This window comes from Streptococcus sp. SG1 (genome assembly GCF_030439935.1).
In the GTDB taxonomy this organism is placed as follows: domain Bacteria; phylum Bacillota; class Bacilli; order Lactobacillales; family Streptococcaceae; genus Streptococcus; species Streptococcus gordonii.
Genome location: NZ_JAQFJC010000008.1, coordinates 70,176 through 94,437 on the forward strand (window position 1 = coordinate 70,176; position 24,262 = coordinate 94,437).

Genomic DNA, 24,262 nt, shown 5'->3' on the forward strand with positions numbered 1-24,262 from the left:
ATTTTTAAAATTTTATACGTCAATTCTTAAATCGTAATAGTCTAATACTAATTCGCAGAACATCATATTTGCCCAGCTGAACCATTCACGAGAATACTTAGTCGGATCGTCCACATGGAAGCTCTCATGCATGACACCTGTGCCTCCGTCACAATCCACCAAGAGGTCTAAGATCCGACGTTTTTCTTCCTTATCGTACGTGGTCAAACCTTGAATTGCCAAGGCAATCGGCCAGATATAACGATAAAAGGTGTGTGAACTTCCGATTCCTGCAGCTCGCTCTCCTTCATAATAGTAAGGATTTTCAGGGCTAAGAATCGTGCGGCGTGTCGCTTGGTAGACTTCGTCATCTATCGAGCAAAAGCCCAGGTATGGCGCCGCCAATAGACTCGGTACATTGGGATCATCCATAATGCTGGCATTCCCCAAACCATCTACCTCAAAAGCGTAAATCTTTTCACCTTTGGCATTTTTGGTATAGGCGTAGTTTTCAATTCCGTCTTTGATTTCTCTTTGCAGACGCTGTGCATGCGGAACAATCTCCTCAGCGCCATCCAGATTCAATGTTTCAAAGATTTCTGTCACATAGCCTAAGACAACCGTTGCAAACATATTCGACGGCACTAAATAGCTGTAGATACAAGCATCATCACTCGGACGAAAGGCTGACCAAGTCATCCCTGTCACGGCAAAGTCAGGCCCTTGCCCTTTATTAACTAGTGTATCTTCCTTGCGGTCCGTATCACGTACAAAACGATAGGAAGAGCGACTGTGATCTTGTTCTACCGTCCAAACCCGAAGAATTTCTCTGACACCCGCCACAAAAGTAGCATCTAGATGACTCGTCTCACCAGTCTCTTTCCATAAGAGATAAGCCAGTTGCAGAGGATAGCAGAGTGAATCCACTTCATACTTGCGCTCCCAAATCCAACCAGACAAGTCTGTATGGTCTGTCTCATGATGTCCCTTCCAGTTATCCGCGATATTAAAAGCGTTGGCATAGGGATCTTTTAAAATCAGTGTCATCTGACGTTTGACCAGACCAGCAATTGTTTTGCGTGTTTTCGGATCTTCCTTAGCTACAAAGAGATAGGGTTTTAGCTGAGCTGTCGAATCTCGTAGCCACATAGCTGGAATATCTCCCGTCAAAACAAAGGTTGAGCCATCTTCTAATATTTCTACTGTATTATCTAAAGTGTCTGTATAACAACGCTCAAAAACGGATACCCAAGATGGATGTTCGTGGGCTAACTGGGCAACAGACTCCAGCCATTTCCCGACGATTTCTTTTGAATAAACCATTATTTTCTCCTTTTTCATAGTCCTTTACATCCTCTAGTATAGGCTAAACCGTTTTCAAAATATATACACAAACTAAAGTCGTTTTGAAACAAACTTATGAAAAAAAAGTTGGGATTCCCCAACTTTTTCTAATTTGACTTCTCTGAATATTCTTTATATCCGTCAGTTGCAAGCTCTGCCTTCAACCCTTCATAGTCTTCAGTTCCCCAACTAGAAATCTTTTCTGCCGTTTCAAGGTCTAGATTGCCATCCTTCAACAAGTAAGCTTCATAACCAAAGTACTTGTAACGAACATCAGTAGATCCACCAATTCCAGTGTGTGTCACTTTATAAACTGTAATGAGCGCAATTTTTCCAGTTGATGTTTTATCTTCACCAGGAATTACTTTTAAGTAGCTTCCCTGTGATTCCAAAACATAAGTATTAAATGAATCGTTTTTGTGTTCAGACTTGCTGTAATCTTCATTCTTCTTCAAAAGATCAGCAAAATTCTTCACATCTTTCAACTCTTTCAAACCTTCAACAGTTACTTCAACAGTCTTGCTATCAACCATTTTCCCTGAAGATTTCAGAGTATCGATATAATCTGAGCTAACTTCTAATGTTACTTTATCCCCATTTTTAAGGTTAGTAGGACGTTTACCATTTTCAAATTCGAAATAAGTTTCGTCATCATCATTTTCGGCAATAGAGATCGTACCATAACCATTAAATCCTGAGAAGGTTACCGGAGTCTCTTTGAGCAAATCAGATGCTGAAACCTTTTCATATTTTTTCAAGTTTTTAACTTTGAAAGTCTTCTTTTCAACTTTGAATGGTGAATTTTTTGAGTTCGTTGTTACAGCGAAAGTAACCTCATCACCATTTTTAAGACCATTTGTTTTATCAAATTCATAACGAACACTATTAATCATAGCTTCCGCTTGAACTAGCTTAGATGCCAACTTAGTGTCTCCTGACACTTGTGCGTAAGTAATAGAGTCTCTCTTAGCCAGGCCAGCTGCCTGCTCTTTATTAAAACCAGCTTTTTGGTAAGATAACTCTGCCACTTTTTCAGCAATATCTTGACTATTATAAGTCACTGTTCCAGATCCTTCATAACCAGAAAATTCAACTTTTACATCGTTAATCAAACTTTGTGGTTGTGACTGGATAACATTGTATCCTATAAAAGCTACAATGATGACTGCCACTGCCACAAGAGCCGCAATGACTTCCTTGCGTTTTGTTGCAAATAATCCTTTAGCTTTTTCAACTACTTTTTGGGCATCAAACTGTTGAGTAGAACTTTCAGTTGACACTTTTGCGCCTTCTTGTTGTGCTGGCTCAGAGTTTTTCTTTTCTACCACTTCTTTTTCAGAGTGGTCGTCTTGGACTTGCTCAGAAACTGTTGCTTCCACTGTTTGCTGTTCTTGAGTAACAGTTGACTTTACTTCCTCTGTAGGCTTGTTTTCAATCTTCTCTACAGATTCTTCGTTATTCGTATTATTTACTGAATCACTCATAAAATATCCCCTTTGCCTTTTTATTGTTACAATTCTAGCAAAAGAATGAAAATTTGTAAATGCTTAACAGATATTTATAGAGCTAACAACTATTTTAAATTCATTTATTTATTAATTAATTCATGATATACTAAACAAAAAATCCTACGAAAGCCTTATTATGAAACCAATACTAGAAACAATTGACACCCGTTATGGAACGGACAATTCCCATAGCATTTCACATGGCAATACCCTACCCTATACAGGGGCACCATTTGGTATGAACTACTTTGTACCTCAAAGTAGCCATACAGACGGATCTTGGTTTTTTAATCCAGACTCACCTATTTTCCAAGGCATCCGTCTGACCCACCAACCCAGTCCTTGGATTGGTGACTACTCATGGCTTCTCATAACTCCTGTCTCAGAAAAGATACTGCATTCAGATATTTACCACCGCCAGTCTTCTTATCGACCAGACGAGAGTATCTTCCAGCCTCATTATCTAAAAATCAACTCCAACCGCTACCAGATCAGCACTGAGCTGACTCCTAGTCGCTACGGAGCTCGTTTTCGGCTGACCAACCAGAGAGGGCAACCTATCAGTCTCATCCTCCATAGTGAAGCAAAGATGGTTTTCCAGCAAGTAGATGCCAACACTCTCTTAGGTAGCCTCAAGGAAGAAACCAAGCCAGCCAAGCAGTCCTTAGTCATGCATGTCTGCCTGCGCTTTGACCAACCTATCAAAAAACAGAGTTTCTTAGACCAAGACCTTGTCCTAGACTTCGAGCAAAGCCAACTGCAATTTTCCTTAGCCACATCTTTTATATCAGAAGAACAAGCCCTGATCAATCTACCCCAGTCTTCCTTTGACGAACTCAAAGAAGAAACAAAGAGGGACTGGGAATACTTTCTCCATCGTTTTGATATTGTAGACCAAGGCAAAATAGACCGTCGGATGTTTGACCAAGCTCTCTACCGGCTCTTTCTCTTTCCTCAAACCTTTTATGAGCTTGATGCAGAAGGTCAAGAAATCCATTGGGATTTTAGCCACCAGACTGTTCAGCCAGGGAAACTCTTTACCAATATCGGTTTTTGGGATGTATTTCGTACTAGCTTTCCTCTATTAGCCCTTATGGCTCCAGATACCTATCATGACTTTCTAGAAGGCTTTCTGAATTTCTACAAAGAAACAGGATTTTTACCAAAGTGGCTTGCTCCTGACGAACGGGGCATGATGCCAGGTACCTTGATAGACGGTGTCATTGCAGATGCTGCCGCTAAAAATCTCATACCTGATTTAGAAAAAGATCTTTTCCAAGCCATGTTAGAGACAGCAGAGAAGGAAGACCCTTCTAAACGATACGGCAGGCAAGGAGCTTGGGACTATCAAACTCTAGGATACCTGCCATTTGACTACCATGAAAGTGTCAGTCATAGCCTAGACTATAGCTATAGTGATTTTTGCATTGCCAGTCTTGCCAATAAACTCCAACAAGAACAAGTTGCTCAACGATACTCACAGCAGTCTCTTAATTACCAGCATCTATTCGATCCAGAAACAGGCTATATGAGAGCCAAAGATCGGAAAGGTCAATTCAGGCCAGACTTTTCTCCATATACTTGGGGTAGAGATTATGCAGAATGCTCAGCTATTCAAAATACACTCAGTGTCTTCCATGATATTGAAGGATTGAAAAATCTAATGGGAGGACAAACAGCTTTCACTGATTATCTAACCAGGCTCTGTCAGGACCAGCCTTTCTTTGACGTAACAGGCTATGGCTATGAAATTCACGAAATGAGTGAAATGGCGACAGCACACTTTGGTCAACTAGCCATTTCGAATCAGCCTAGCTTTCACATCCCCTATCTCTTCCGCTACAGCGACAAACCGGAGTATACAAGTCTACTTATTAAAAGCCTGAGAGAGCAAGGCTTCCGACCTGGCTGGCAAGCTTTCCCTGGTGACGAAGACAATGGTAGCCTCTCTGCTTGGTACATCTGGAGCGCCATCGGGCTCTATCCGACCTGTCCTGGAAAACCATTTTACGACCTAGGTATTCCTCTCTTCAATCATCTACGTTTGTATCTACCACAAAGTCAAACATGGCTAGACATTTATGCTCATGACAACTACCCTCACTTCCAGTTTGTGACTAAAACCGAGTTAGATGGGCAGGCATTGCAACACATTTCCCATGAAGAACTGCTAGTTGCCAAGCGCCTAGACTTCCACTTATCTTGGCTACCAAATTCTTCAAAAGAATAATAAACAAAAAAACGCAGAACAAAAGTTCCGCGTTTTTATTCTGAGCTTGGCTTGACCATGATTTTGACCCGATTTTGTCGACCGTCCTCTCGACAAGCACAAAGATAAAAATCTAAGTCTTCCTGACCTGTAAAAGCTAAAGTCGATAGCTTAATTTCTTTCGTCTGCTCCCCAGAGTCAAATGTGATTTCCCAAACCTGATCTAGATAAGCCGTCCCATGCGTTCCAGTACCGGGCTCCGTGACTATCTGAATTTTCTCTCTATCCTCCACATTGTCCAAACGGCTGAGGCTGATGGAAAGGTTTTGCCCTCCGACAAGAGGAGAGCTTATTTTTGAAAATTCTAAACCAGCAATCGTATTTTTCTTTTCCAGCACAGCCGGTGTCTTATAGACTGCAAACTTGTTCAAAAGAGGAAGAGCTTGAAAATCCGTCAGGGTCAATCTTAAATAGCGAGCCTCAACCATTTGTCCTAAGAGTAGGCGCTTGTAACCAATGGTCTGACCACGAGCAAAGACAGTCCAGCCATTCTCTTGCTTCACTTCTAAGGTAAAGCCTGCGATTCGTTGACCTTTAGCAATGGGTTCTCGAATTTCAACGAGATTAAAGCTACGAGTCTGGCCCAAGTCAATTTCTAAGACATAGGCTGACTCGTCTGAAGCTGGCGCCCAGAAAGTATCTTCCCGTCCATCTGTCAGATGACTAGATGGAAAGCCTTCTTTTTCATTACTACAGCTCACCTTGGCCTGGAAGGCTAGATTATCCGTATATAAATCTGAAACGACCTGGTAAAATTCCTGCAAGCGCTGGACATCTTCTTCAGCCAATAGTCCCTCTTTGGTTGGTGGCACGTTGAGTAGGAGGGGGGTCCCTCGTCCAACGGAATCCATATAGATATCCAGCAGATCAGCCAAAGATTTGGGTTGCTGACTCGCATGATAAAACCAGCCCGAGCGCAAGGATACATCAGCTTCTCCCAAGGAATACTGTGTTCCTTGCGGATCCCCATGGCAGAGGTAGGCCAACGGAGTATTCTCACTTAGTTTTTCTGGTCGAATTTTCTGCCACAAGGGATCTCCGGCCCGACCTCTTTCATTTCCTATCCAGCGCAATTCAGTCGCTTCTGTCGAAAAGATCAGAGCGTCTTTTTGGTAATGACGAATGGTCTCAAACCAAGATTCAAAATCATAGGTAAGCTTTTGTGCACCCTCACCACGCGCCCCATCCATCCAGATTTCTACAAATTTCCCTTTATTGCCATAAAGCGGATTACTCAGAATTTCTTCCAGTTGCTTCTGATAATATTCATTATAGGCTTTTTGAGTCTCAATATGATAGAGTGGACTGTGAGCATCCCAAGGAGACAAGTAAAGGCCCAGATCCATATCATACATACTAGCTGAGCGTGAAATTTCTGCCAATAGATCTCCCTTGCCATCTCTCCAGGGGCTGGCTGCCACCGTATAGTCTGTGTGGCGACTCGGATAAAGGACAAAACCGTCATGGTGCTTGACTACGACAACTACTCTTTTAAATCCAGACTCTTTCAAAATCCTAATCCACTGACCCGTATCCAGTTTAGACGGATTAAAAAGACGAGGATCTTCCTGACCATTGCCCCATTCCTGCTCATAAAAAGTATTGATGCCAAAATGAATAAAAGCCGCCAACTCATCTCGATGATAAGCCAGCTGGGCTGCTGAAGGTAAGGGAGCAAGATCTGCAATTTCGTCCATTTTTTTCATAAATATATCTATCCGCCTCTTTCTTTTCTAGTAAATCTCTTTGCTAGCACCACTATAACAAAAAAAGAAGGCGCTAACAACACCTTCCAGATAACTTCCTAAAAAGCCACTCTTTCTTCTATAATTTGTTGAAGAGGGAAGCTCGTTTTAATTTTTCTCTCAAATTAAATCGCAAAAATCTGTCCGACCAGATAAGTGACCGCCATGGTTAGAAGACCGATCACGAGGTTTCGAAGCATAGCATTTTTGAGCGGTGCTTTGCCCAACTTAGCACTGGTATAACCCGTTCCCAAAAGCGCCAAGGCCACAATCACAACCGTTGACCAGATACGGATATGGGCAGGAAGCAGGATAATGGTAATCATAGGAAAAAGCGCACCAACTGCAAAAGCTAAAAAGCTAGAGATGGCCGCATGCCAAGGATTTGTGAATTCCTCGATCTCGATGCCATACTTTTCCGCCACCAAGGCCTCCAGCGGATCTTGGAGAAAGGCCCGGTTGGTCATGAGCTGAGCAGAAGTCTCACACTCACCATTTTGGACATAGGCAGCATAGAGAGACTGCCTTGCAATATCTGGATTCTTCTCTAAAAGCTCCCGCTCTCTGGCAACAGCAGCCTCCTCTGTATCTTTTTGAGTAGAAACAGACACATACTCTCCGCCTGCCATAGAAAATGCCCCGGCAAAGACAGCTGCCAAACCAGACAGAAAGATAATCCAAACATTGTCCGTCGCACTGGCCACCCCGATGACTACTCCTGCGATAGAAATAATACCATCATTGGCTCCTAAAACCCCAGCTCGCAAGATATTCAGCCGACCACTAAAGTTCTTATCAATTTTATGCTCTTCCATTTATATTATTCTCCCTTATTTCTTATTTATAATCATTATAAATAAAGCTTCAAACTAATACAAGGAAAAATAGGAAAATGAGAAAAGTCCGACGATTTAAGAGAAAAGGTAGCAGATTTCTACCATCTGAAACCTTTCAAACTCTATTTATCTTTTAGGAGTGTTTCTGAATCTTTTCACTATGCTCCTATATCGTCTTTCCCGTCCACTTTTTAAAGGATTGAGAACAAACTAAAAATCCCATCTAGTTCCAGATGGGATTTTCTTTATCTATTAATTTCCAAATACCTTGAAGCGGTTTTCTGTTTGAACCTCTTTGTCAGCAGCTGGTGCCTTGATTGCTCCAAATGGTGCTTGAGCACGGAGTTTCCAGTTGGCTGGAATATCATATTTTTCAGCCAATTGTGCATCTACTAATGGGTTATAGTGTTGCACATTGAGACCAATATTTTGCTCAGCTAGAGCCAACCATGTCGCATAAAGGGCAATTCCGTGGCCTTGCTCTGACCAAATTGGGAAATTTTCAGCGTAAAGCGGGAATTGCTCTTGAAGACCTTTGACAACGTCTTGATCTTCATAGAAAAGAATGGTTCCTTTGGCTTGAGCAAAACCTGCCAAGCGTTCCTTTGTTCCTTCAAAAGCTTCAGCTGGAGTCACTTTTTCAAGTTCTGAGTAAGCAATCTCATTCCAGAAAGCATCTGACTCTTCATCCAACAGAATCACAACTCGTGATGTTTGTGAGTTGAAAGCTGTTGGTGTTTGGAGAATTGCTCCTTGAATAGTATCAATCAATTCTTGGTTTGTGAGTTCTACATCTTTGCCCAAAGCATAGATGGAGCGGCGTTTGGCTTGTAAATCTGAAAAGTTTGTCATTGTTTTTTCCTCTTTCTGTTTAAAAAATTGTTTGAATCCGTTAAATATATTCATAGCACCCTTTCTTTGTTGTAATGATATTTATTACATTATCTATTATACAGCTTTTCGAAATATTGTCAATAATTAGTGATAATTTTTTTGATATTTTTTATTTTCCTAAATCTACCTATGCCACAAGACCTTCTTTATCTACAAATCTTACTCAGTAAAGGCCAACAAGCTGATAAACTTATTCTATCGTTTGCACGCAGATAATAATAGACTCCATAGAACTTCTTTTCGCATATAAGCTCAGCTTTTATTGGCCCGTAAATTCATTTTCATGGGGAACAGACAGAAAGGTTCAACAGCAATTTAAGAATGACTCTAACAAAAAGTCTAGTAGACAACAATTCTACTAGACTCTTTTCTAATCAATCACAATCATAGCCTTAATGGTCTTGCGTTCATCCATGTCTTTATAGGCTTGATCAATATCTTCTAGTTTATAACTGGAAGTGAAGACACGTCCTGGATTAATGTCCCCATCCAGGACAGCTTTCAGCAAGATTTGCTTGTCGTAGGTGGTAACAGAGGCTGCTCCACCTGCCACCGTAATGTTTTGAGCGAAGGTCGATCCAAGAGCACGGTTGTTATAGTGAGGAACCCCAACAAAACCCATCCGACCACCATTATGAAGAACTCCCAGCGCCTGGTCAACGGCAGCTTCTGTCCCAACACATTCTAGAGCCACATCTGCACCACCACCTAGAATATCACGCACCTTGGCAATTCCTTCTTGACCACGTTCAGCTACAACAGCTGTCGCTCCTGACTCTAGCGCCATTTTTTGTCTGTCTTCGTGACGGCTCATGAGGACGATTTGGGAAGCCCCACGCATTTTAGCAGCAATCACTGCACATTGTCCAACCGCTCCATCACCAATGACAACTACCTTATCACCTGGCTTGACGTCAGCAACACGCGCTGCATGGTAACCTGTTGGCATGACATCAGCTAGCGTCAAGAGAGATTTTAGCATACCTTCTGTGTAATCTGAGGGTTGCCCTGGGATTTTGACCAGGGACCAGTTGGCATATTCGAAGCGCATATATTCTGCTTGCACACCATCAGACCAATTATTACCAACATGACGATCACAGGTACCGTCATATCCTGCCCGACAAGCATCACATTCCCCACATCCATGAGTAAAGGGAGCAATAACAAAGTCACCAGGCTTAACCGTTGTGATCCCTTCACCAATTTCTTCAACAATCCCGATAGCTTCATGCCCACTATTTTGATGGCCCTTTTCGATGTCTGGATTGCGATAATGCCACAGGTCTGAACCACAGACACAGGTCCGAACGATACGAATGAGAGCATCATCTGGCGCCTCTATTCGCGGACGGCCCACTTCAACAAGACCAACCTGACCAGCTTTTGTATAGACTGTTTTCTTCATAGAATAATCCTGCTTTCTATTCTTCCTTGCTTTTAGTATACACCTTTATTATCTATTTTGTAAGTAGAATATGGGCTTGAAGCTTCTAATGAAAATTTCCCCTTTTGCGACATTTGTTTGCTCTTAATTAAGTAATCAATTTGATTAGTTTAATAAATGTTTAAAAATCTAGCAAAAAACCTTGAGAAAATATTCTCAAGGTCTTGTTCATAATATATAGTTGAAATACTGGACATGATGGTCTTCTGTGTTAATCAGACTCTCGTATCATAGCTTACTCTTAAAAATCATCTTCATCATCGTCATAAACACGTTCACCATGGATTTTGATGTACTCCTCACGCTTTCTATCCAACTCTTCCCAAATAGGATCGTCAATAGCATCAATCGTCTGAATTTCTTCCAAACTCATCTCATTTGCTTTATCAAAGGTCAAAGATAAGATATCTTGGTGCTTTTCCTTGAATTCCTCGATTGTTAGCCATGTTTTCTTATCATCTTCACTGATTTGTCCATTAAATATTGTGGCAATCTCAATAGCCATGATATAGAACGCTCTTTTATCAAGAGTGAGCAATTCAAGATGGGTAGAAGCCAAACGTAAACAGTCTCCATTTTCGCGAAAATCTGTTACATAAGCATCTTCATAATCTAAATTCAAATATTCATCAATTTGTGAATAAAAACGATATTTTAGCCCTTCTTGTATCGGAATATGCAACCAACGTTCATCATAATCCTGTTTATCTAGTTTTAGATGAATGGCTATATCATTCCTATCTCTGATTTGAAGAAAACCAGAATAGGAGAGAGGGATGCTTTCTCCTTGATAATTTTCAAACCACATTCTCTTCGCTAGTTCTAAATAATCAAACGGAATTTCTTTGGTGTAATCGCCTTTGATATATAGTCTCACTCGTCTTCCTCGTCGTCATAAACACGTTCACCATGGATTTTAATATATTCTTCGCGAAGCCGTTCTTCTTCTTCCCATAGAGGATCTCTTACTGGTACCATTGTCTTTAATTCTTCCAAACTAAGCTCAACCGCTTCATCATAAGTCAGTGAAAGAACATCCTTGTGCAACTCCTTAAATGTCTCTACATCCACCCAGGTATCTTTGTCATCCTCGCTAATCTGCCCATCAATTGCACCAGCAACCTCGACAGCCATGACATACATCGCACGCTTGTCAATCGTTAAAATGTCCATATGGGTGGTCGCAATCCTAAGGTTTTCTCCACGTCCTCTCCCATCAGTAATAAAATCATTTTCAAATTCCAATTGAATATTTTCATCAGAAAACGAATTCCAAGGATCGCTCTTGTCGTATGGTATATGATTCCATCGTTTATCATTAAATCGCCATTTATCAAATTGAACTCCAAAAAAGAAATCATCTTGTAGCATCTCATCATCACCGACGTTTGAGTATGTAATTGGATGACCACGCCATTCCTTAAACCACATCTGCCAAACTAGCTCTCTAGTAGTAAATGTTATTTTTTGCTTAAAATCACTTTTGATATAAATTCTCACTCGTCTTCCTCTTCGTCATCCAACTCCACTTCTCCATAGATTCGGATATACTCCTCGCGCTTCCTATCCAATTCTTCCCAGAGGGGCTCGTCGATGGCTTTCAAAACCTTTATCTCTTTTAAACTAATATCGACTGCTTCGTCGTAGGTCAAATTCAGTAGGTCTATATGTTTCGTTTTGAATTCTTCAATGCTCAGCCATGTTTCTTTGTCGTCTTCGCTGATTTGACCGTCAATGGCAGATGCAACTTCAATCGCCATGATATAGAGAGCTCGCTTGTCAACCGTTAGAATATCCTTATGAGTCGTGATTATTCGAAGATAGTTTCCTTTTTCTCGCCCATCACTTTCATAAGAATCTTCAAAATTTAAATTTAAATTTTCACGCTTAAAAGTCGCCCAAGAGTCTTTTCCTATTCTAAAATCAGTCATTCCCTAACGCTCATCATTTGAAGAAAATTTATCTAGAGTTAAACTCAAATAAAAATTATCATCAAGTGCATAAGAAAAACCAACTTTCACTCCCTTACGTTCTTTGAACCACATTTTCCAAGGATATTCCATACAGTTTTGATAAATACTAGTTTCGTAGTTGCCTTTAAGATATAGTCTCACTCGTCTTCCTCTTCGTCTAACTCCACTTCTCCATAGATTTTAATGTATTCTTCATTCCTGCGGTCGTCTTCTTCCCAAACTGGATCTCGAACATCATCCATAAACGGAATTTCTTCAAGGCTCATCTCATTAGCCTGTTCATAACTCATCGAAAGGATGTCTTCATGCCGTTTTTTAAATTCCTCCACACTTAACCAGCTCTCTTTATCATCTTCGCTAATCTGACCATCAATAGCAGTCGCAATTTCAATCGCCATAATATAGAAGGCACGTTTATCAACAGTTAGAAGATCAAGGTGGGTAGAAGCTAAACGTAGACAGTCTCCTTTTTCTCGATAGTCTGTTGCTGGATTATCTTCAAAATCTAATTCAAGGTTTTCATATATATGACTTCCAAATTCGTTGGTAATCCCTTCTTTCAACCGAACATTATTCCATCTATTATCATGCATCCACTTATTTAATTTTAAGTGAATAGTTGGGTCTGTTTTAAATGGGCGAGTATTTCCAAAATAAGAAAAATCTACTCGCTTACCATCTTTAGTATCAAACCACATTCTCTTCGCTAGTTCTAAATAATCAAACGGAATTTCTTTAGTAAAATCGCCTTTTATATATAATTTCACTTGTCTTCCTCGTCGTCATAAACTCGTTCACCATGGATTTTGATGTACTCTTCGCGAAGCAGTTCTTCCTCTTCCCATAGAGGATCTCTTACTGGTACCATTGTCTTTAATTCTTCCAAACTAATTTCAACCGCTTCATCATAAGTCAGTGAAAGAACATCCTTGTGCAACTCCTTAAAAGTCTCTACATCCACCCAGGTCTCTTTGTCATCCTCGCTGATATACCCATCTATTGCACTCGCAACCTCAACTGCCATAATGTATAAGGCACGTTTGTCTACTGTTAAAACATCTATATGAGATGTTGCGATACGTAGATAATCTCCACGTTCTCTCCACTCTGTAATGAAAGTTTTTTCAAATTCAAGTGTTATACTCTCATATTCTAAAGACAACCAAGGATTACTAGGAATTATAAAAGGAGCCTTATCCCATCTTTCGTCAACTGAAGACCATTTGTGTAACCGAACACCAAAGTAAAAATCATCCTGTAACATAGCATCATCACCAACGTTGGAGTAACTTATTTTCTTGCCATTCCGTTCCTTAAACCACATCTTCCAAACAAGCTCTCTAGTTGTGAAGTCTATTTTTTTCGTAAAATCACTTTTGATATATAGTCTCACTCGTCTTCCTCATCGTCATCCAACTCCACTTCACCATGGATTTGGATATACTCCTCGCGCTTCCTATCCAATTCTTCCCAGATTGGCTCGTCAATGGCGTCGATCGTTTGAATTTCTTCCAAACTCATCTCATTTGCTTCATCAAAGGTTAAAGATAAGATATCTTGGTGCTTTTCCTTGAATTCCTCGATTGTCAGCCATGTCTTCTTATTATCCTCGCTAATTTGCCCGTCAATCACCTTTGCAATCTCAAGTGCCATAATGTACATCGCGCGTCTATCAACTGTCAAAATTTCTAGATGGCTGGTTAAAATACGGAGATAGTCTCCCTTTTCATTATAATCTGTAGCAAATGCATCTTCAAAATTGATTTCAATACATTCCTTAATATGTGAAAAGAGTCTTCGTACCCCTTCCTTTAGGGGGACACTAGACCATCTCTTATCAGCAGTGCCTTTCCTCAAGGATAAATTTGAGAAAAAATCTTCTTGTAATGCATCATTGTTCCCAGCATTTGAGTAAGAAATTTGCTCATCTTCTGGAAACCACATTTTACCAGCAAGTTCTAAATAACCATAAGGTACTTTTTTTGTATAATCGCCTTTTAGGTATAATTTCATTCGTCCTCGTCGTCCAACTCCACTTCTCCATGAATTCGGATATACTCTTCGCGTTTTCTATCCAATTCTTCCCAGAGGGGCTCGTCAATGGCTTTCATAACCTTTATCTCTTCTAAACTAATATCGACTGCTTCGTCGTAGGTCAAATTCAGTAGATCTTTATGTTTCGTTTTAAATTCTTCAATGCTCAGCCATGTTTCTTTGTCGTCTTCGCTGATGTGACCGTCAATAGCAGATGCAACTTCAATCGCCATGATATAGAGTGCTCGCTTATCAACCGTTAGAATATCCTTATGAGTCGTGATGATTCGAAGATAGTCTCCTTTTTCTCGCCCATCACTTTCATAAGAATCTTCAAAATCCAATATTAGATACTCATATTTAAATGAATTCCATGGATTATCTCCTATTTTAAAATCAGTCACTCCCCATCGCTCATCATTTGAAGAAAATTTATCCAAACTAACGCTAAAATAGAAATCATCATCACGTGCGTAAGAAAAACCAACTTTCACTCCCTTACGTTCTTTGAACCACATTTTCCAAGGATATTCCATACAGACTTGGTAAATACTAGTTTTGTAGTTGCCTTTAAGATATAGTTTCATTTGTTCTCCTAGTTTCAATAATTATTTTGGTATGTTTTCCAAATTCTATTAAATATCTCTTCTTTAACACTCTTTGATAGATTTCTCAATTGAGGGTGATTGTTTATAAAATTCAGGATAGAATCTTTACCAGTAATTCCATTTATATCTAAATGAGCATCTACATTGTACCCCGACTTCCCACTTCCAGATTGAACCTGGAATACTCCATCACCATTAGTACCACTATTTGGCTCCCAATCCACACGAAGCTTCACTTTTCGATTTCCTACTCGGGCTTCAATAAGTTTACCACCCCTGCCAGAAATGGTCTTACTCGTCGGTTTATTGGCCTGCCAGCTGTCGTAGTTACTAGCTGTATTTAGGCTGATTTTGCCATTGGCTATATTCGTTTTAACAATAGCTGTACCTATATTTCTGGCACCATCTATTACTAAACTTCCGCCAAAAGCATAGCTCAAATCAGCCACTGCTATACCAGCAATTGCAGAAGTTCCAGCAGATTCTAGTCCAAAGAATAAACCTACAGCCTCAGCAACTGTTCCTCCAAAGTAAACACCAATACCAGCTAAAATTTCTACAAGCCCCTGAGCCACTGCTCCTAAATTAGCTTCAGCATTTTCTGCTTCTAGTTTATGTAATTCCTCATTGATCTGGTTAGTATACTGTTCATCGTAACGACCATTTTTATTTACAACGTAGAAAGAACTATCATAATCACTAAAATCAATTATATCAATTATGTTTCCTTCATTGTCAATTTTTAGGGTATGGTTATAATCATCAACAATCTTATCCCATTCTGAACGAGGTTTACCCTTTAATTTTTCCTTGAGTTGGCTACGATAATAAGCATCACCTTCATCCGATAGCATCATATTGCGAGAAGCTTCTTGAATCAGTCGTTCTTTAGGTTCCAGATACCTTTTCTTTGAAATAGTCTGAATCTTTGCCTTTTTGATTTCTTCTACCCAACTCATATTCAAGCCTTCAGTTGAATAATTACCATCGCTATCCAGCAATATATGACTGAGCTGACTTGCCCCCTGAATAGCTAAGCCCAAGACCTGCAGGCTATCTGAGAAATACTGAGACACCTGAGCCACAAACCATTCTAGTTTATCTATTTTTTCTTGAATTTCTCGAATACCGATATTTAGTTGAGTTTCAACTTCCATTAAAGCAGATGTCTGAGATAAAAGGTCTCCCAGCTTACCTGTCAGCAGAGCTCCTGCATTACGGAAAAAATCTTGATTATCTGCAATCTGCTTTTCTACTTTTGCCAGTTGCTCATTTTTTATTTTCAGCTGTTCCTTCAGTAGATCCAAGTCCAATTCGCCATATCCAGCCACCTCGGAATCAGCACTTTTATAGGAAGCAAGCTCTCCCTGAATATCATCAATAGCCTCTTGTAGCTTCTTGATAGCAGGGATAATAATCTCAGTAAATAGGCCTTTACCAGCTGTATAAGCTGCACCTTGAAGTTCACCTGATTCTAAAGAAGCAACCAAGTGATCACAACCACTTGACAGCCGATCTGTGACTTGATTAGCTATCTGCAAATTATTGCCCATTGCTTGGATCAGCTGGGCAGAATCCGTTGCACTATATTTTACTCCCACGGCAGACTATTCCTTTCTTTAATCAGTTTTTCTCGCTCTTCTTCCATAGCATTTCTTGTTTGATGACTGAGTTTTCCCAGTTCATCCATCTGAACATCCACATAATTCTTGACCTGTTGGTTAAGAGACTGAGTATCCGCTAAATCACGACTGAGAGCAGCAGCATTTTGCGGGTGTTCATAAAGAAGATTTTCCATTTGAGTTGTTAAATATTGAAAATCTGTTGCAAAATTCCCCAGAGAATTCTCATATTGACGTTTGAGAAGCATAAATTCATCTTCTTTTTGCTCTACTTGTAAAATTTTCTCATGGAGTTCCTGACGTTCTTTTTCACTTTTATCAGTTTTCATCTTAACTCTCCCAGCGCTTGGCTTCTTCTATGTCGCGTTTTTCTATTTTAGCAGCAATCTCTGGAATTTTATTGGCCTGGATTAGAACAGCTGAGCTGAAATCACTGACAGCCTGCAACATTTGATTGCAGGCCTGACGGCCAGCTTCCATCCCAGCAATTCCAGTCGTATAGGAAAATTCAACTTGTTGATTTTGCGCATTACTTGTATCAAGATCAACTAACTCACTGATTGCGTCTGCTGCTGAAATTGTACTTGATTGTATTTTCCCCATTAGCTTCTTTCCTTTACATAATTTTTCAGCTATTATACCACATCCAAGGCGAAAGAAGAAGCGTGAGCAGGGAATTCTGATACCGGTTCTATAAATTTCTACAGTTGTCGGTTTTAATAAAAGTGAACAATAAAAAAACCTCAGAAACGACATTCTGAGGTTAAGAAGTTTATTTCACAACGATATTAACAAGTTTATTCGGTACACTAATCACTTTCACGACTTCTTTGTCGGCGATTTCAGACTTGATTTTCTCATCTGCCAGAGCGATTTCCTGCAATTCCTCACGGCTCAAGTCCTTAGCTACGACTAGCTTAGCACGAACTTTACCCTTGATTTGAACTACGATTTCGACCTCTGCTTCGACAAGCTTGCTTTCATCATAAGTTGGCCAAGCTACGTAGGAGATACTCTCGCCAGTTTGAGCTAGTGACTGCCAGAGTTCTTCAGCCAAGTGTGGTGCGAAAGGCGCCAGCAATTGGATAAAGCCTTTGGCGTATTCGACATAGAGTTTTTCTTCCTTGTTGGCTGCATTGACAAAGATCATGAGCTGGGCAATGGCCGTGTTAAACTTGAGCTCCTCAAGCTGCTCTGTGACAGACTTGACTGTTTCGTTGTATACCTTGTCAAGAGCTCCGCTATTTTCCGCAACGATTTCTTTGCTTGTCATCAAACGGTAAACACGATCAAGGAACTTGCGGCTGCCTTCCAGACCTTCCTCGCTCCAAGCAATGGACGCATCCAGTGGCCCCATGAACATTTCATAAACACGAAGGGTATCAGCACCATATTGCTCTACTACATCGTCTGGGTTGACTACATTCTTCAGAGATTTAGACATCTTAGCAGGTGCTTGCTCTAATTCTTCTCCCGTTTCGATGTTGAAGAATGAACCATCACGTTTTTCCACCTTGTCAGTCGCCACAAGTGCTCCACGGTGATCACGGTAGCTAGTCCCCAAAATCATTCCTTGGTTAAAGAGTTTTTGGAAAGGCTCTTTGGTCGGTACCACTCCAAGATCATAGAGGAACTTGTGCCAGAAGCGAGCGTAGAGGAGGTGAAGCACGGCGTGCTCTGCACCACCGATGTAAATGTCAACTGGAAGCCAAGCCTTGAGCAGGTCTTCGTCTGCTAATTTCTCATTATTGTGCGGGTCAATATAACGCAGGTAATACCAGCTAGAACCAGCCCATTGAGGCATGGTGTTGGTTTCACGGCGTCCTTTTACACCATCTTCTCGAGTGACTTCCAGCCAGTCAGTCAGATTAGCCAGAGGACTTTCACCGGTACCAGAAGGACGAATGTCCTTAGTTACAGGCAGGACAAGTGGCAGTTCACTTTCAGGAACAGCCGTTGAAGTCCCGTCTTCCCAATGAATAATTGGAATCGGCTCACCCCAGTAGCGCTGACGGCTAAAGAGCCAATCGCGCAGGCGATAGGTGACTTTTTCGTTTCCGACACCTTCTGCTTCCAGCCAAGCAACCATCTTTTCAATAGCGGTAGCCTTGTCCAAGCCATCTAAGAAGCCAGAGTTAATATGCGGACCGTCTTCTGTGTAAGCAGCGTCAGCAACATTGCCCCCCTCTAGAACCGGAATAATCTCTAAATCAAACTGCTTAGCAAACTCCCAGTCGCGCTCATCGTGGGCAGGAACGGCCATGATAGCCCCTGTTCCATAGCTTGCAAGCACATAGTCGGCAATCCAGATTGGGATTTCCTTGCCATTGACAGGATTGATAGCATAAGCTCCTGTCCAGACACCGGTCTTCTCCTTAGCTAGATCAGTCCGAGCCAGGTCGGATTTGAGGCTGGCTGCATGTTTGTAGTCTGCAACTGCTTGAGCTTGTTCGGCACTTGTAATGGCATCAACGAGAGCATGCTCTGGAGCCAAAACAGCATAGGTCGCACCAAAAAGGGTGTCCGGACGAGTCGTAAAGACGGTGAAGTCCTTGTCTGTGTCCTTAATCTTGAAGGTTACATTGGCACCGGTTGACTTGCCGATCCAGTTGCGCTGCATATCCTTGATAGACTCTGGCCAGTCCAGCTCCTCCAAGTCATTGAGCAAACGCTCTGCATAGGCTGTGATTTTCAACATCCACTGACGCATAGGCTTGCGGACAACTGGATAACCACCGCGCTCAGAAGTGCCGTCTGGTAGAACCTCCTCATTGGCAATAGCCGTTCCCAGCTCTTCTACCCAGTTTACTGGTACTTCGGCTTCATAGGCCAAGCCTTTTTCGTAAAGCTTGGTGAAGATCCACTGAGTCCATTTGTAGTAGTTTGGATCTGTTGTGTTGACTTCACGGTCCCAGTCGTAAGAGAATCCAAGCGCATTGATTTGACGTTTGAAGTTGGCAATGTTTTCCGCTGTAAATTCTGCCGGGTCATTCCCCGTATCCATAGCGTACTGCTCAGCTGGCAAACCAAAGGCATCCCAGCCCATAGGATGCAGGACATTATAGCCCTGAGCCCGCTTATAGCGGCTGAGGATATCTGTCGCCGTGTAGCCCTCCGGATGCCCTACATGGAGCCCCGCTCCTGATGGGTAAGGAAACATGTCAAGCGCATAAAAGTTAGGTTTGTCCTTGTCCATACCAGTCTTAAATGTATGGTGCTCTGCCCAGTATTTTTGCCACTTAGGCTCGATTTCTCTATGATTATAAGTACTCATATTTATCTCCAACTTTTGTGATGTTACTATTATACCATTTTCAAAGGATTTTGAAAGACGGAATCCAGTTTTCACCGATAAAAACTATAAGCCATTTCTAAAGCGTTAATCTTTGATTGACCTCCAAAATTAAAAGGTGTATAATTCTAACCGGAGGAATAATCATGAATTTACAAACTATTTTCACTTATGTTTTCTTTGTTATTTTTATTAGCACAGAAATGTGGATTAAAAATAAAACTAAGTCAAACAATGTAAATGATTCTGCAGACAAAGGAAGTCGCTACATCATTATTGGTAGTGTTGTTTGTTGTCTTCTATTAATGAATGAACAACTTCTACCTTCTATAGCTCAATTGCCTCCTTTTTTGATCTATGTTGGAATCCTCATCTCCCTAGCAGGGTTCGTATTGCGGATCTATGCGGTCAATTATCTCGGAAAAAACTTCACACTGGCCGTTCAAACAACCGATAGTCAACAATTAGTAGACCATGGCCCTTATGCTATTGTGAGAAATCCTGCTTATACTGGCAGTATCTTGTCTATCCTTGGCCTATCGATTACTTCACTAAATCCTTTTACAATCATTATCTGTCTTATTTTACTAGTGGTAGGATATAGCATTCGGCTTAAAGTAGAAGAAAAAGCCTTAGGTAATCACTTTGGAAAAAATTACGAAGCATATTGCCAAAAGGTTAGATACCGAGTTTTTCCTTACATCTGGTAATCTCACCAAAAAAACAAGCCGCCTTGTCAGCCTTATAGTTGAAAGGTGGCTTGTTTTCTATTTTGCTTTTATTTATCCAAATCCGGATTCTTACTGTATATTTTTCTCAAAAGCAACCTCATTTATATAAATATGATATGAGCTTGAATTTCATTTTTATAGTAACTTTCTCAAAGGATTTTGAAAGACGCTAAAAATGGAGAATGGGGAAAATCTTTGTTGATTTACCTTGACTTATCTTTAAAAACAGATAGAATTAAAATTAAATTCATATGAATAAGGGAGATCTATGATTATGAGAAAGACTTTGTTTCAGATTATTGAGCCCCATCAGCAGGAAAGTTTTATTGAAGAAGCCTACGATATTTTTATGATCTTGGCCATCATTGTCAGTTTAATTCCTCTAACTTCAAAAAGTCATTCAGGAATCTTCATTTGGCTTGATCTTATAACAACGATTATTTTTATTATTGACTATGTTCTTAGGCTTGTCACTGCCGATTATAAATTACAGAAAGGACAGATTTCTTTCCTCCTCTATCCTTTTACTTTCTTGGCTATGGCTGATTTGCTCTGCATTTTACCATCACTCTTTTTGTTAAATGACAGTCTGCGCCTATTTAAGATTTTACGTATGCTTCGTACCCTGCGTATCTTTAAATTTTTCCGCTATTCCAAGAACATTCTGATTTTGACAAATGTCTTAAAAAAACAGAAAGACAGTCTGATTATTGTAGGGGTTTTAGCACTTGGATATATCTTTGTTTCCGCCCTTGTCATTTTCAACGTAGAGCCTAGTACTTTCCTTACCTTTTTTGATGCCCTTTATTGGGCAACGATTTCCCTGACTACGGTTGGCTATGGGGACATTTACGCGATATCAACTACCGGAAAAATCATTACAATGATCTCTTCATTTTTAGGAATTGCAATTGTTGCACTCCCCGCTGGTATCATTACAGCTGGTTATATGAAAGAGATCAAAGAACTATAAAACCTGTTTAGGGAACCCTAAACAGGTTTTTTGTATATGCATTCACTTTTATACAATTTTAGCTGAGGTCCCTTTCATTTCTTAACCTTTTTAATAAAAAAGTGGAGTGTTAATAGAGCAACAATAATCATTGAAATATAAACTAGCATGAATTGATTAGAAAGATGATTCCCACTAGCATTCTGCAATACTACTCCATAGGATTCCTTGTATTCATTTACCACCGAAGGTGGAGCACTATCAAATACTTGAGCAATTGAGTCTTTCATCAAAACTTGTTTTAAAAGTGCATTCACTTGTGTCATAGGAAACCAAGTCATAACCTGCTGCAATGTTTCCCCAACTGATCCGATAGAAAGATAAACTCCTGAAATAAATCCGATAAAGGTACCGACGATTGAACTCAAAGTGGTAAAAGCTGAACTTGTTCGAATAAAGGCTAATACAGGAAGAACCATAGTAGCTGATAAGACTGTTGATAAGCTAACAATTCCAAAAATCTTTAGATAGTCCATAGCCGAATAATCTAGAAGTGAACTAAAACCGTTGAAAATCCCAATCGCAAAGACACAAGAGAACATGGTGAGGATCATCCCAAATAGGATTGCAAAAATAGCATAGGATAGTTCAACCTTGAAATTAGAAATGGGACTAACCTTGAAATCTTCACTCAGTTTCTTTTCCTTATCTGAGACCATTACTCCAAACGCTCCTAAAGTACTGGTCATAGAAACAATCGTCGTCAAACCTGATATCAACCAATAGTTTACCATCTTAATCGTATCGCTCGAAGCAGTGTCGCTACCTAATGCTTCCTTAATGGCATCAATCTGGATTTGGCCTAGAAAGACTTGATAGACTAAAATTAAAATAATAACTGACAAGAATGACATGAAAAACGCCAAACGATCTCTCGTGTATACTTTCCTATTTCTAGAAATTAACTCAAACATTCATTTCTCCTCCTGTTTCTTTTAATAAATTCAAATAAGCTGCTTCCAAGTTTGAATATTCCACATTAAATGCTTCAATGATAGACTTATCTTGGTTTTCAGAAATAATTTCCATCATTTCTTCAACAGAAACATCTTTAAAAACAATCTCTCTTTCTGACAAAACTTGACTTTTGTTCATAAATTGTGATATCGATAGTGATGTTACAGACTGCCCTTCTTTTAAAAGCAAATTCAAGTTAGTTGTTGAATGCTTTTCAATAAAAGTAGCAATATCTCCTGAGCAATAAAGATTCCCAGAAATTAAAACATGTAGAATATCACATCCAGCCATCTCTTCTAAATAGTGAGTGATGAGAACTACCGTCATATTATCTTTCTTATTCAACTGATAAATGGCATCCCATAAATCATGTCGAGATTGCGGATCTAGACCAGTGGTTGGCTCATCCAGCAATAAAAGTGATGGTCGAGGTAGCAGAGCACGAGCAATATCTACTTTACGTTTCTGCCCTCCTGACAAGCTCCCATAGTTTTTATTTTTAATAGATGCAACATCTAGATAGTTTTGTAAATCCTTCATCCTCTCCAAGACCTTGGTCTTAGATAAGCCATACAAGGCACCTCTAGATACCAAATTTTCCTCTACTGTTAAATTTTCATCCAAACGATTGCTTTGAAAAACGATTCCGATATGGCGATAAAAATCTTTTACGGATAGAGGATGCCCGTCAACTTCCCAGCTAATATCTCCTGAGCTTTGTTTGAAATTTTGAATGAGGAGATTAAAGAGAGTCGTTTTACCAGCACCATTGGGCCCAAGAAGACCATAGAACTTGCCTTCTTCCAAAACTAAATCAATTCCCTTTAAGGCTTCAAAGGAGCCATAGTTTTTCTTAATATTTTTTAATCTAATTTCCATTTTTCCCAAATTCCTTCCTCAAGAAGAAGTAACTTCTTTTTTCTACTCCCACTATTATAAGAGATCATTTAACCGAAGTGTGAGGACATTCATGTCCTATTTAAAAAACTCTATGAGTTCCTAGACTCACAGAGTTCTGTTGCTTATTCATCAATTTTACTATAGCGGCTTATATCCTGCTCCCAGTCCAGTCTCATATTCTCCTTAAGGACATCTTCTGGCAATAGCTCTAGCATTAACTTTACCTTTTGATAGTTGTCCTCAGCTTTTTCGAGATTATTTTCCAAGAAGAGGGCGATTTTCCACTGAAGCGCATAGCTAAAGACACGATCTTGAAAGTCGTTTCTCCTCAACATCAGCTCTTCTAGGACTCTTAATATTTCGGGTAGTCGGTCATATTCTTGATAGTGAGACAAGACCCCCGCCGCAAAAATGATTCTGGCCTGAATTTTTTCCAATCCATTGGTCGGATAATCAGCTACCGCCTCAAGTAACTTGTTTAGCAAACAAGTAAACTCCTTCTTGTCAAAATCTTTCAAACCAAGCGCCAACAGGCGTAAATCAATGATTTCTAGATCCATTTCCGTCAACTTTTCTTTGGCCAAAGCCTGATCCAGATATTCATCTATTAAGCCTTGATCATAGGCAATATTTTCCGTTAAAACCATATCGTTCTTGGCCTGCTTAATCTGAAGATAAAGTTGTTCTTCCTCAGGGAGCTGATCGAAATACTTCCGATAGATTTCCTCGATCAGCTCTTCTCTCTGTTGAAGACGTTCTCCATCGCCATAGTGATATAGCTTTTCCAAGCGATACTTCAATTCAAAATAGCCAGACGGTAACTCTAATCGCTCTCTATTTGCTAGTGTATCCAGTGATACTTCCAGTTGCTCAGCAATATAGAGAGCTGTCGCGATGGTAGGCAGAGACTGGCCTTTTTCAATTCGCTGTAGTTGCCGCGTTGTCAAAATGTCTTCTTCCCCACAAATCGCCAGACGACTCAAGCCTTTTTCTTCTCTTAGAGATTGAATTTTCTGTCCTAGCTCTTCCTTAAATTCCACATCAGGCTCTCCTTCTTCCAGATATTTCCTATTATAGCATAATTTGATTATCAAAATTTATCTCTACAGCT

General features: G+C 40.2%; 22 protein-coding genes and 1 pseudogene. 3 read left to right on the plus strand and 20 right to left on the minus strand.

All coding sequences use genetic code 11. The annotated features are described in order from the left end of the window. Window positions 1-12: 12 nt before the first annotated feature. Window positions 13-1,302 (minus strand): glycoside hydrolase family 125 protein, encoded by a 1,290-nt coding sequence (locus tag PCY06_RS07955; RefSeq protein ID WP_082307397.1) that lies wholly within the window; start codon window positions 1,300-1,302, stop codon window positions 13-15. A gap of 128 nt (window positions 1,303-1,430) precedes the next feature. Then, window positions 1,431-2,807, minus strand: a complete 1,377-nt coding sequence (locus PCY06_RS07960; RefSeq protein ID WP_082307396.1) for a hypothetical protein — start codon at window positions 2,805-2,807, stop codon at window positions 1,431-1,433. 160 nt (window positions 2,808-2,967) lie between these two features. Between PCY06_RS07960 and PCY06_RS07965 the strand changes: the two genes are divergently transcribed. Then, window positions 2,968-5,061: a GH92 family glycosyl hydrolase gene (locus PCY06_RS07965; protein ID WP_082307395.1), complete on the plus strand. Its 2,094-nt coding sequence runs from the start codon at window positions 2,968-2,970 to the stop codon at window positions 5,059-5,061. A gap of 35 nt (window positions 5,062-5,096) precedes the next feature. Here the strand turns inward: PCY06_RS07965 and PCY06_RS07970 are convergent, their stop codons facing one another. The 15 genes and pseudogenes from PCY06_RS07970 to leuS form a co-directional block, all read right to left on the minus strand. Beyond that, window positions 5,097-6,806 carry an alpha-L-fucosidase gene (locus tag PCY06_RS07970; protein ID WP_082307394.1) on the minus strand — a complete coding sequence of 570 codons (1,710 nt, stop codon included), beginning with the start codon at window positions 6,804-6,806 and terminating at the stop codon, window positions 5,097-5,099. A 164-nt stretch (window positions 6,807-6,970) separates the two neighbouring features. Continuing rightward, entirely contained in the window at window positions 6,971-7,660 is a 690-nt protein-coding gene (locus PCY06_RS07975) for a VIT family protein (RefSeq protein ID WP_048774665.1), read from the minus strand. A 273-nt stretch (window positions 7,661-7,933) separates the two neighbouring features. Further along, window positions 7,934-8,533 carry a nitroreductase family protein gene (locus PCY06_RS07980; protein WP_053794899.1) on the minus strand — a complete coding sequence of 200 codons (600 nt, stop codon included), beginning with the start codon at window positions 8,531-8,533 and terminating at the stop codon, window positions 7,934-7,936. 412 nt (window positions 8,534-8,945) lie between these two features. Next, window positions 8,946-9,983 (minus strand): Zn-dependent alcohol dehydrogenase, encoded by a 1,038-nt coding sequence (locus PCY06_RS07985; protein WP_053794385.1) that lies wholly within the window; start codon window positions 9,981-9,983, stop codon window positions 8,946-8,948. A gap of 280 nt (window positions 9,984-10,263) precedes the next feature. Beyond that, entirely contained in the window at window positions 10,264-10,899 is a 636-nt protein-coding gene (locus tag PCY06_RS07990) for a hypothetical protein (RefSeq protein ID WP_082307393.1), read from the minus strand. Then, the gene (locus PCY06_RS07995; protein ID WP_082307392.1) at window positions 10,896-11,522 is read right to left on the minus strand and encodes a hypothetical protein; all 627 of its coding nucleotides are present in this window, start codon (window positions 11,520-11,522) and stop codon (window positions 10,896-10,898) included. Before PCY06_RS07995 ends, PCY06_RS07990 begins: the two co-directional genes overlap by 4 nt. After that, a pseudogene (locus PCY06_RS08000) lies at window positions 11,519-12,136 on the minus strand (hypothetical protein). The gene PCY06_RS07995 and the pseudogene PCY06_RS08000 overlap by 4 nt, the downstream one beginning before the upstream one ends. Then, window positions 12,133-12,762, minus strand: a complete 630-nt coding sequence (locus PCY06_RS08005) for a hypothetical protein (RefSeq protein ID WP_082307391.1) — start codon at window positions 12,760-12,762, stop codon at window positions 12,133-12,135. Before PCY06_RS08005 ends, PCY06_RS08000 begins: the two are co-directional and overlap by 4 nt. Then, on the minus strand, window positions 12,759-13,388 hold the full coding sequence (locus PCY06_RS08010) for a hypothetical protein (RefSeq protein WP_082307390.1): 630 nt from the start codon (window positions 13,386-13,388) through the stop codon (window positions 12,759-12,761). The genes PCY06_RS08005 and PCY06_RS08010 overlap by 4 nt, the downstream gene beginning before the upstream one ends. Then, the gene (locus PCY06_RS08015; RefSeq protein WP_096755003.1) at window positions 13,385-14,008 is read right to left on the minus strand and encodes a hypothetical protein; all 624 of its coding nucleotides are present in this window, start codon (window positions 14,006-14,008) and stop codon (window positions 13,385-13,387) included. Before PCY06_RS08015 ends, PCY06_RS08010 begins: the two co-directional genes overlap by 4 nt. Continuing rightward, on the minus strand, window positions 14,005-14,616 hold the full coding sequence (locus PCY06_RS08020; RefSeq protein WP_082307389.1) for a hypothetical protein: 612 nt from the start codon (window positions 14,614-14,616) through the stop codon (window positions 14,005-14,007). Before PCY06_RS08020 ends, PCY06_RS08015 begins: the two co-directional genes overlap by 4 nt. A gap of 14 nt (window positions 14,617-14,630) precedes the next feature. Then, the gene (locus PCY06_RS08025) at window positions 14,631-16,238 is read right to left on the minus strand and encodes a virulence protein (RefSeq protein ID WP_096755002.1); all 1,608 of its coding nucleotides are present in this window, start codon (window positions 16,236-16,238) and stop codon (window positions 14,631-14,633) included. Next, window positions 16,229-16,588 (minus strand): hypothetical protein, encoded by a 360-nt coding sequence (locus PCY06_RS08030; RefSeq protein ID WP_046164638.1) that lies wholly within the window; start codon window positions 16,586-16,588, stop codon window positions 16,229-16,231. The genes PCY06_RS08025 and PCY06_RS08030 overlap by 10 nt, the downstream gene beginning before the upstream one ends. Before the next feature lies 1 nt (window position 16,589). Then, the gene (locus PCY06_RS08035) at window positions 16,590-16,862 is read right to left on the minus strand and encodes a hypothetical protein (protein ID WP_046164639.1); all 273 of its coding nucleotides are present in this window, start codon (window positions 16,860-16,862) and stop codon (window positions 16,590-16,592) included. Window positions 16,863-17,031: 169 nt separating this feature from the next. After that, a complete protein-coding gene (gene leuS, locus PCY06_RS08040) occupies window positions 17,032-19,533 on the minus strand; it encodes a leucine--tRNA ligase (RefSeq protein WP_082307388.1) in 2,502 nt (833 codons plus the stop codon). 164 nt (window positions 19,534-19,697) lie between these two features. On the opposite strand from leuS, the gene PCY06_RS08045 reads away from it, so the two are divergent. Both PCY06_RS08045 and PCY06_RS08050 read left to right on the plus strand, forming a co-directional pair. Further along, window positions 19,698-20,261: an isoprenylcysteine carboxylmethyltransferase family protein gene (locus PCY06_RS08045; protein ID WP_048777655.1), complete on the plus strand. Its 564-nt coding sequence runs from the start codon at window positions 19,698-19,700 to the stop codon at window positions 20,259-20,261. Between the two features lie 295 nt (window positions 20,262-20,556). Beyond that, window positions 20,557-21,255: an ion transporter gene (locus PCY06_RS08050; RefSeq protein WP_185758148.1), complete on the plus strand. Its 699-nt coding sequence runs from the start codon at window positions 20,557-20,559 to the stop codon at window positions 21,253-21,255. Window positions 21,256-21,329: 74 nt separating this feature from the next. Here PCY06_RS08050 and PCY06_RS08055 read toward each other — a convergent pair whose 3' ends face one another. The 3 genes from PCY06_RS08055 to PCY06_RS08065 form a co-directional block, all read right to left on the minus strand. Continuing rightward, window positions 21,330-22,208, minus strand: coding sequence for an ABC transporter permease (locus PCY06_RS08055; RefSeq protein ID WP_082307387.1), 879 nt, complete (start codon window positions 22,206-22,208; stop codon window positions 21,330-21,332). After that, a complete protein-coding gene (locus tag PCY06_RS08060; protein ID WP_105165115.1) occupies window positions 22,201-23,130 on the minus strand; it encodes an ABC transporter ATP-binding protein in 930 nt (309 codons plus the stop codon). The genes PCY06_RS08055 and PCY06_RS08060 overlap by 8 nt, the downstream gene beginning before the upstream one ends. A 143-nt stretch (window positions 23,131-23,273) precedes the next feature. Continuing rightward, window positions 23,274-24,191 carry an XRE family transcriptional regulator gene (locus PCY06_RS08065; RefSeq protein WP_082307386.1) on the minus strand — a complete coding sequence of 306 codons (918 nt, stop codon included), beginning with the start codon at window positions 24,189-24,191 and terminating at the stop codon, window positions 23,274-23,276. Window positions 24,192-24,262: the final 71 nt, after the last annotated feature.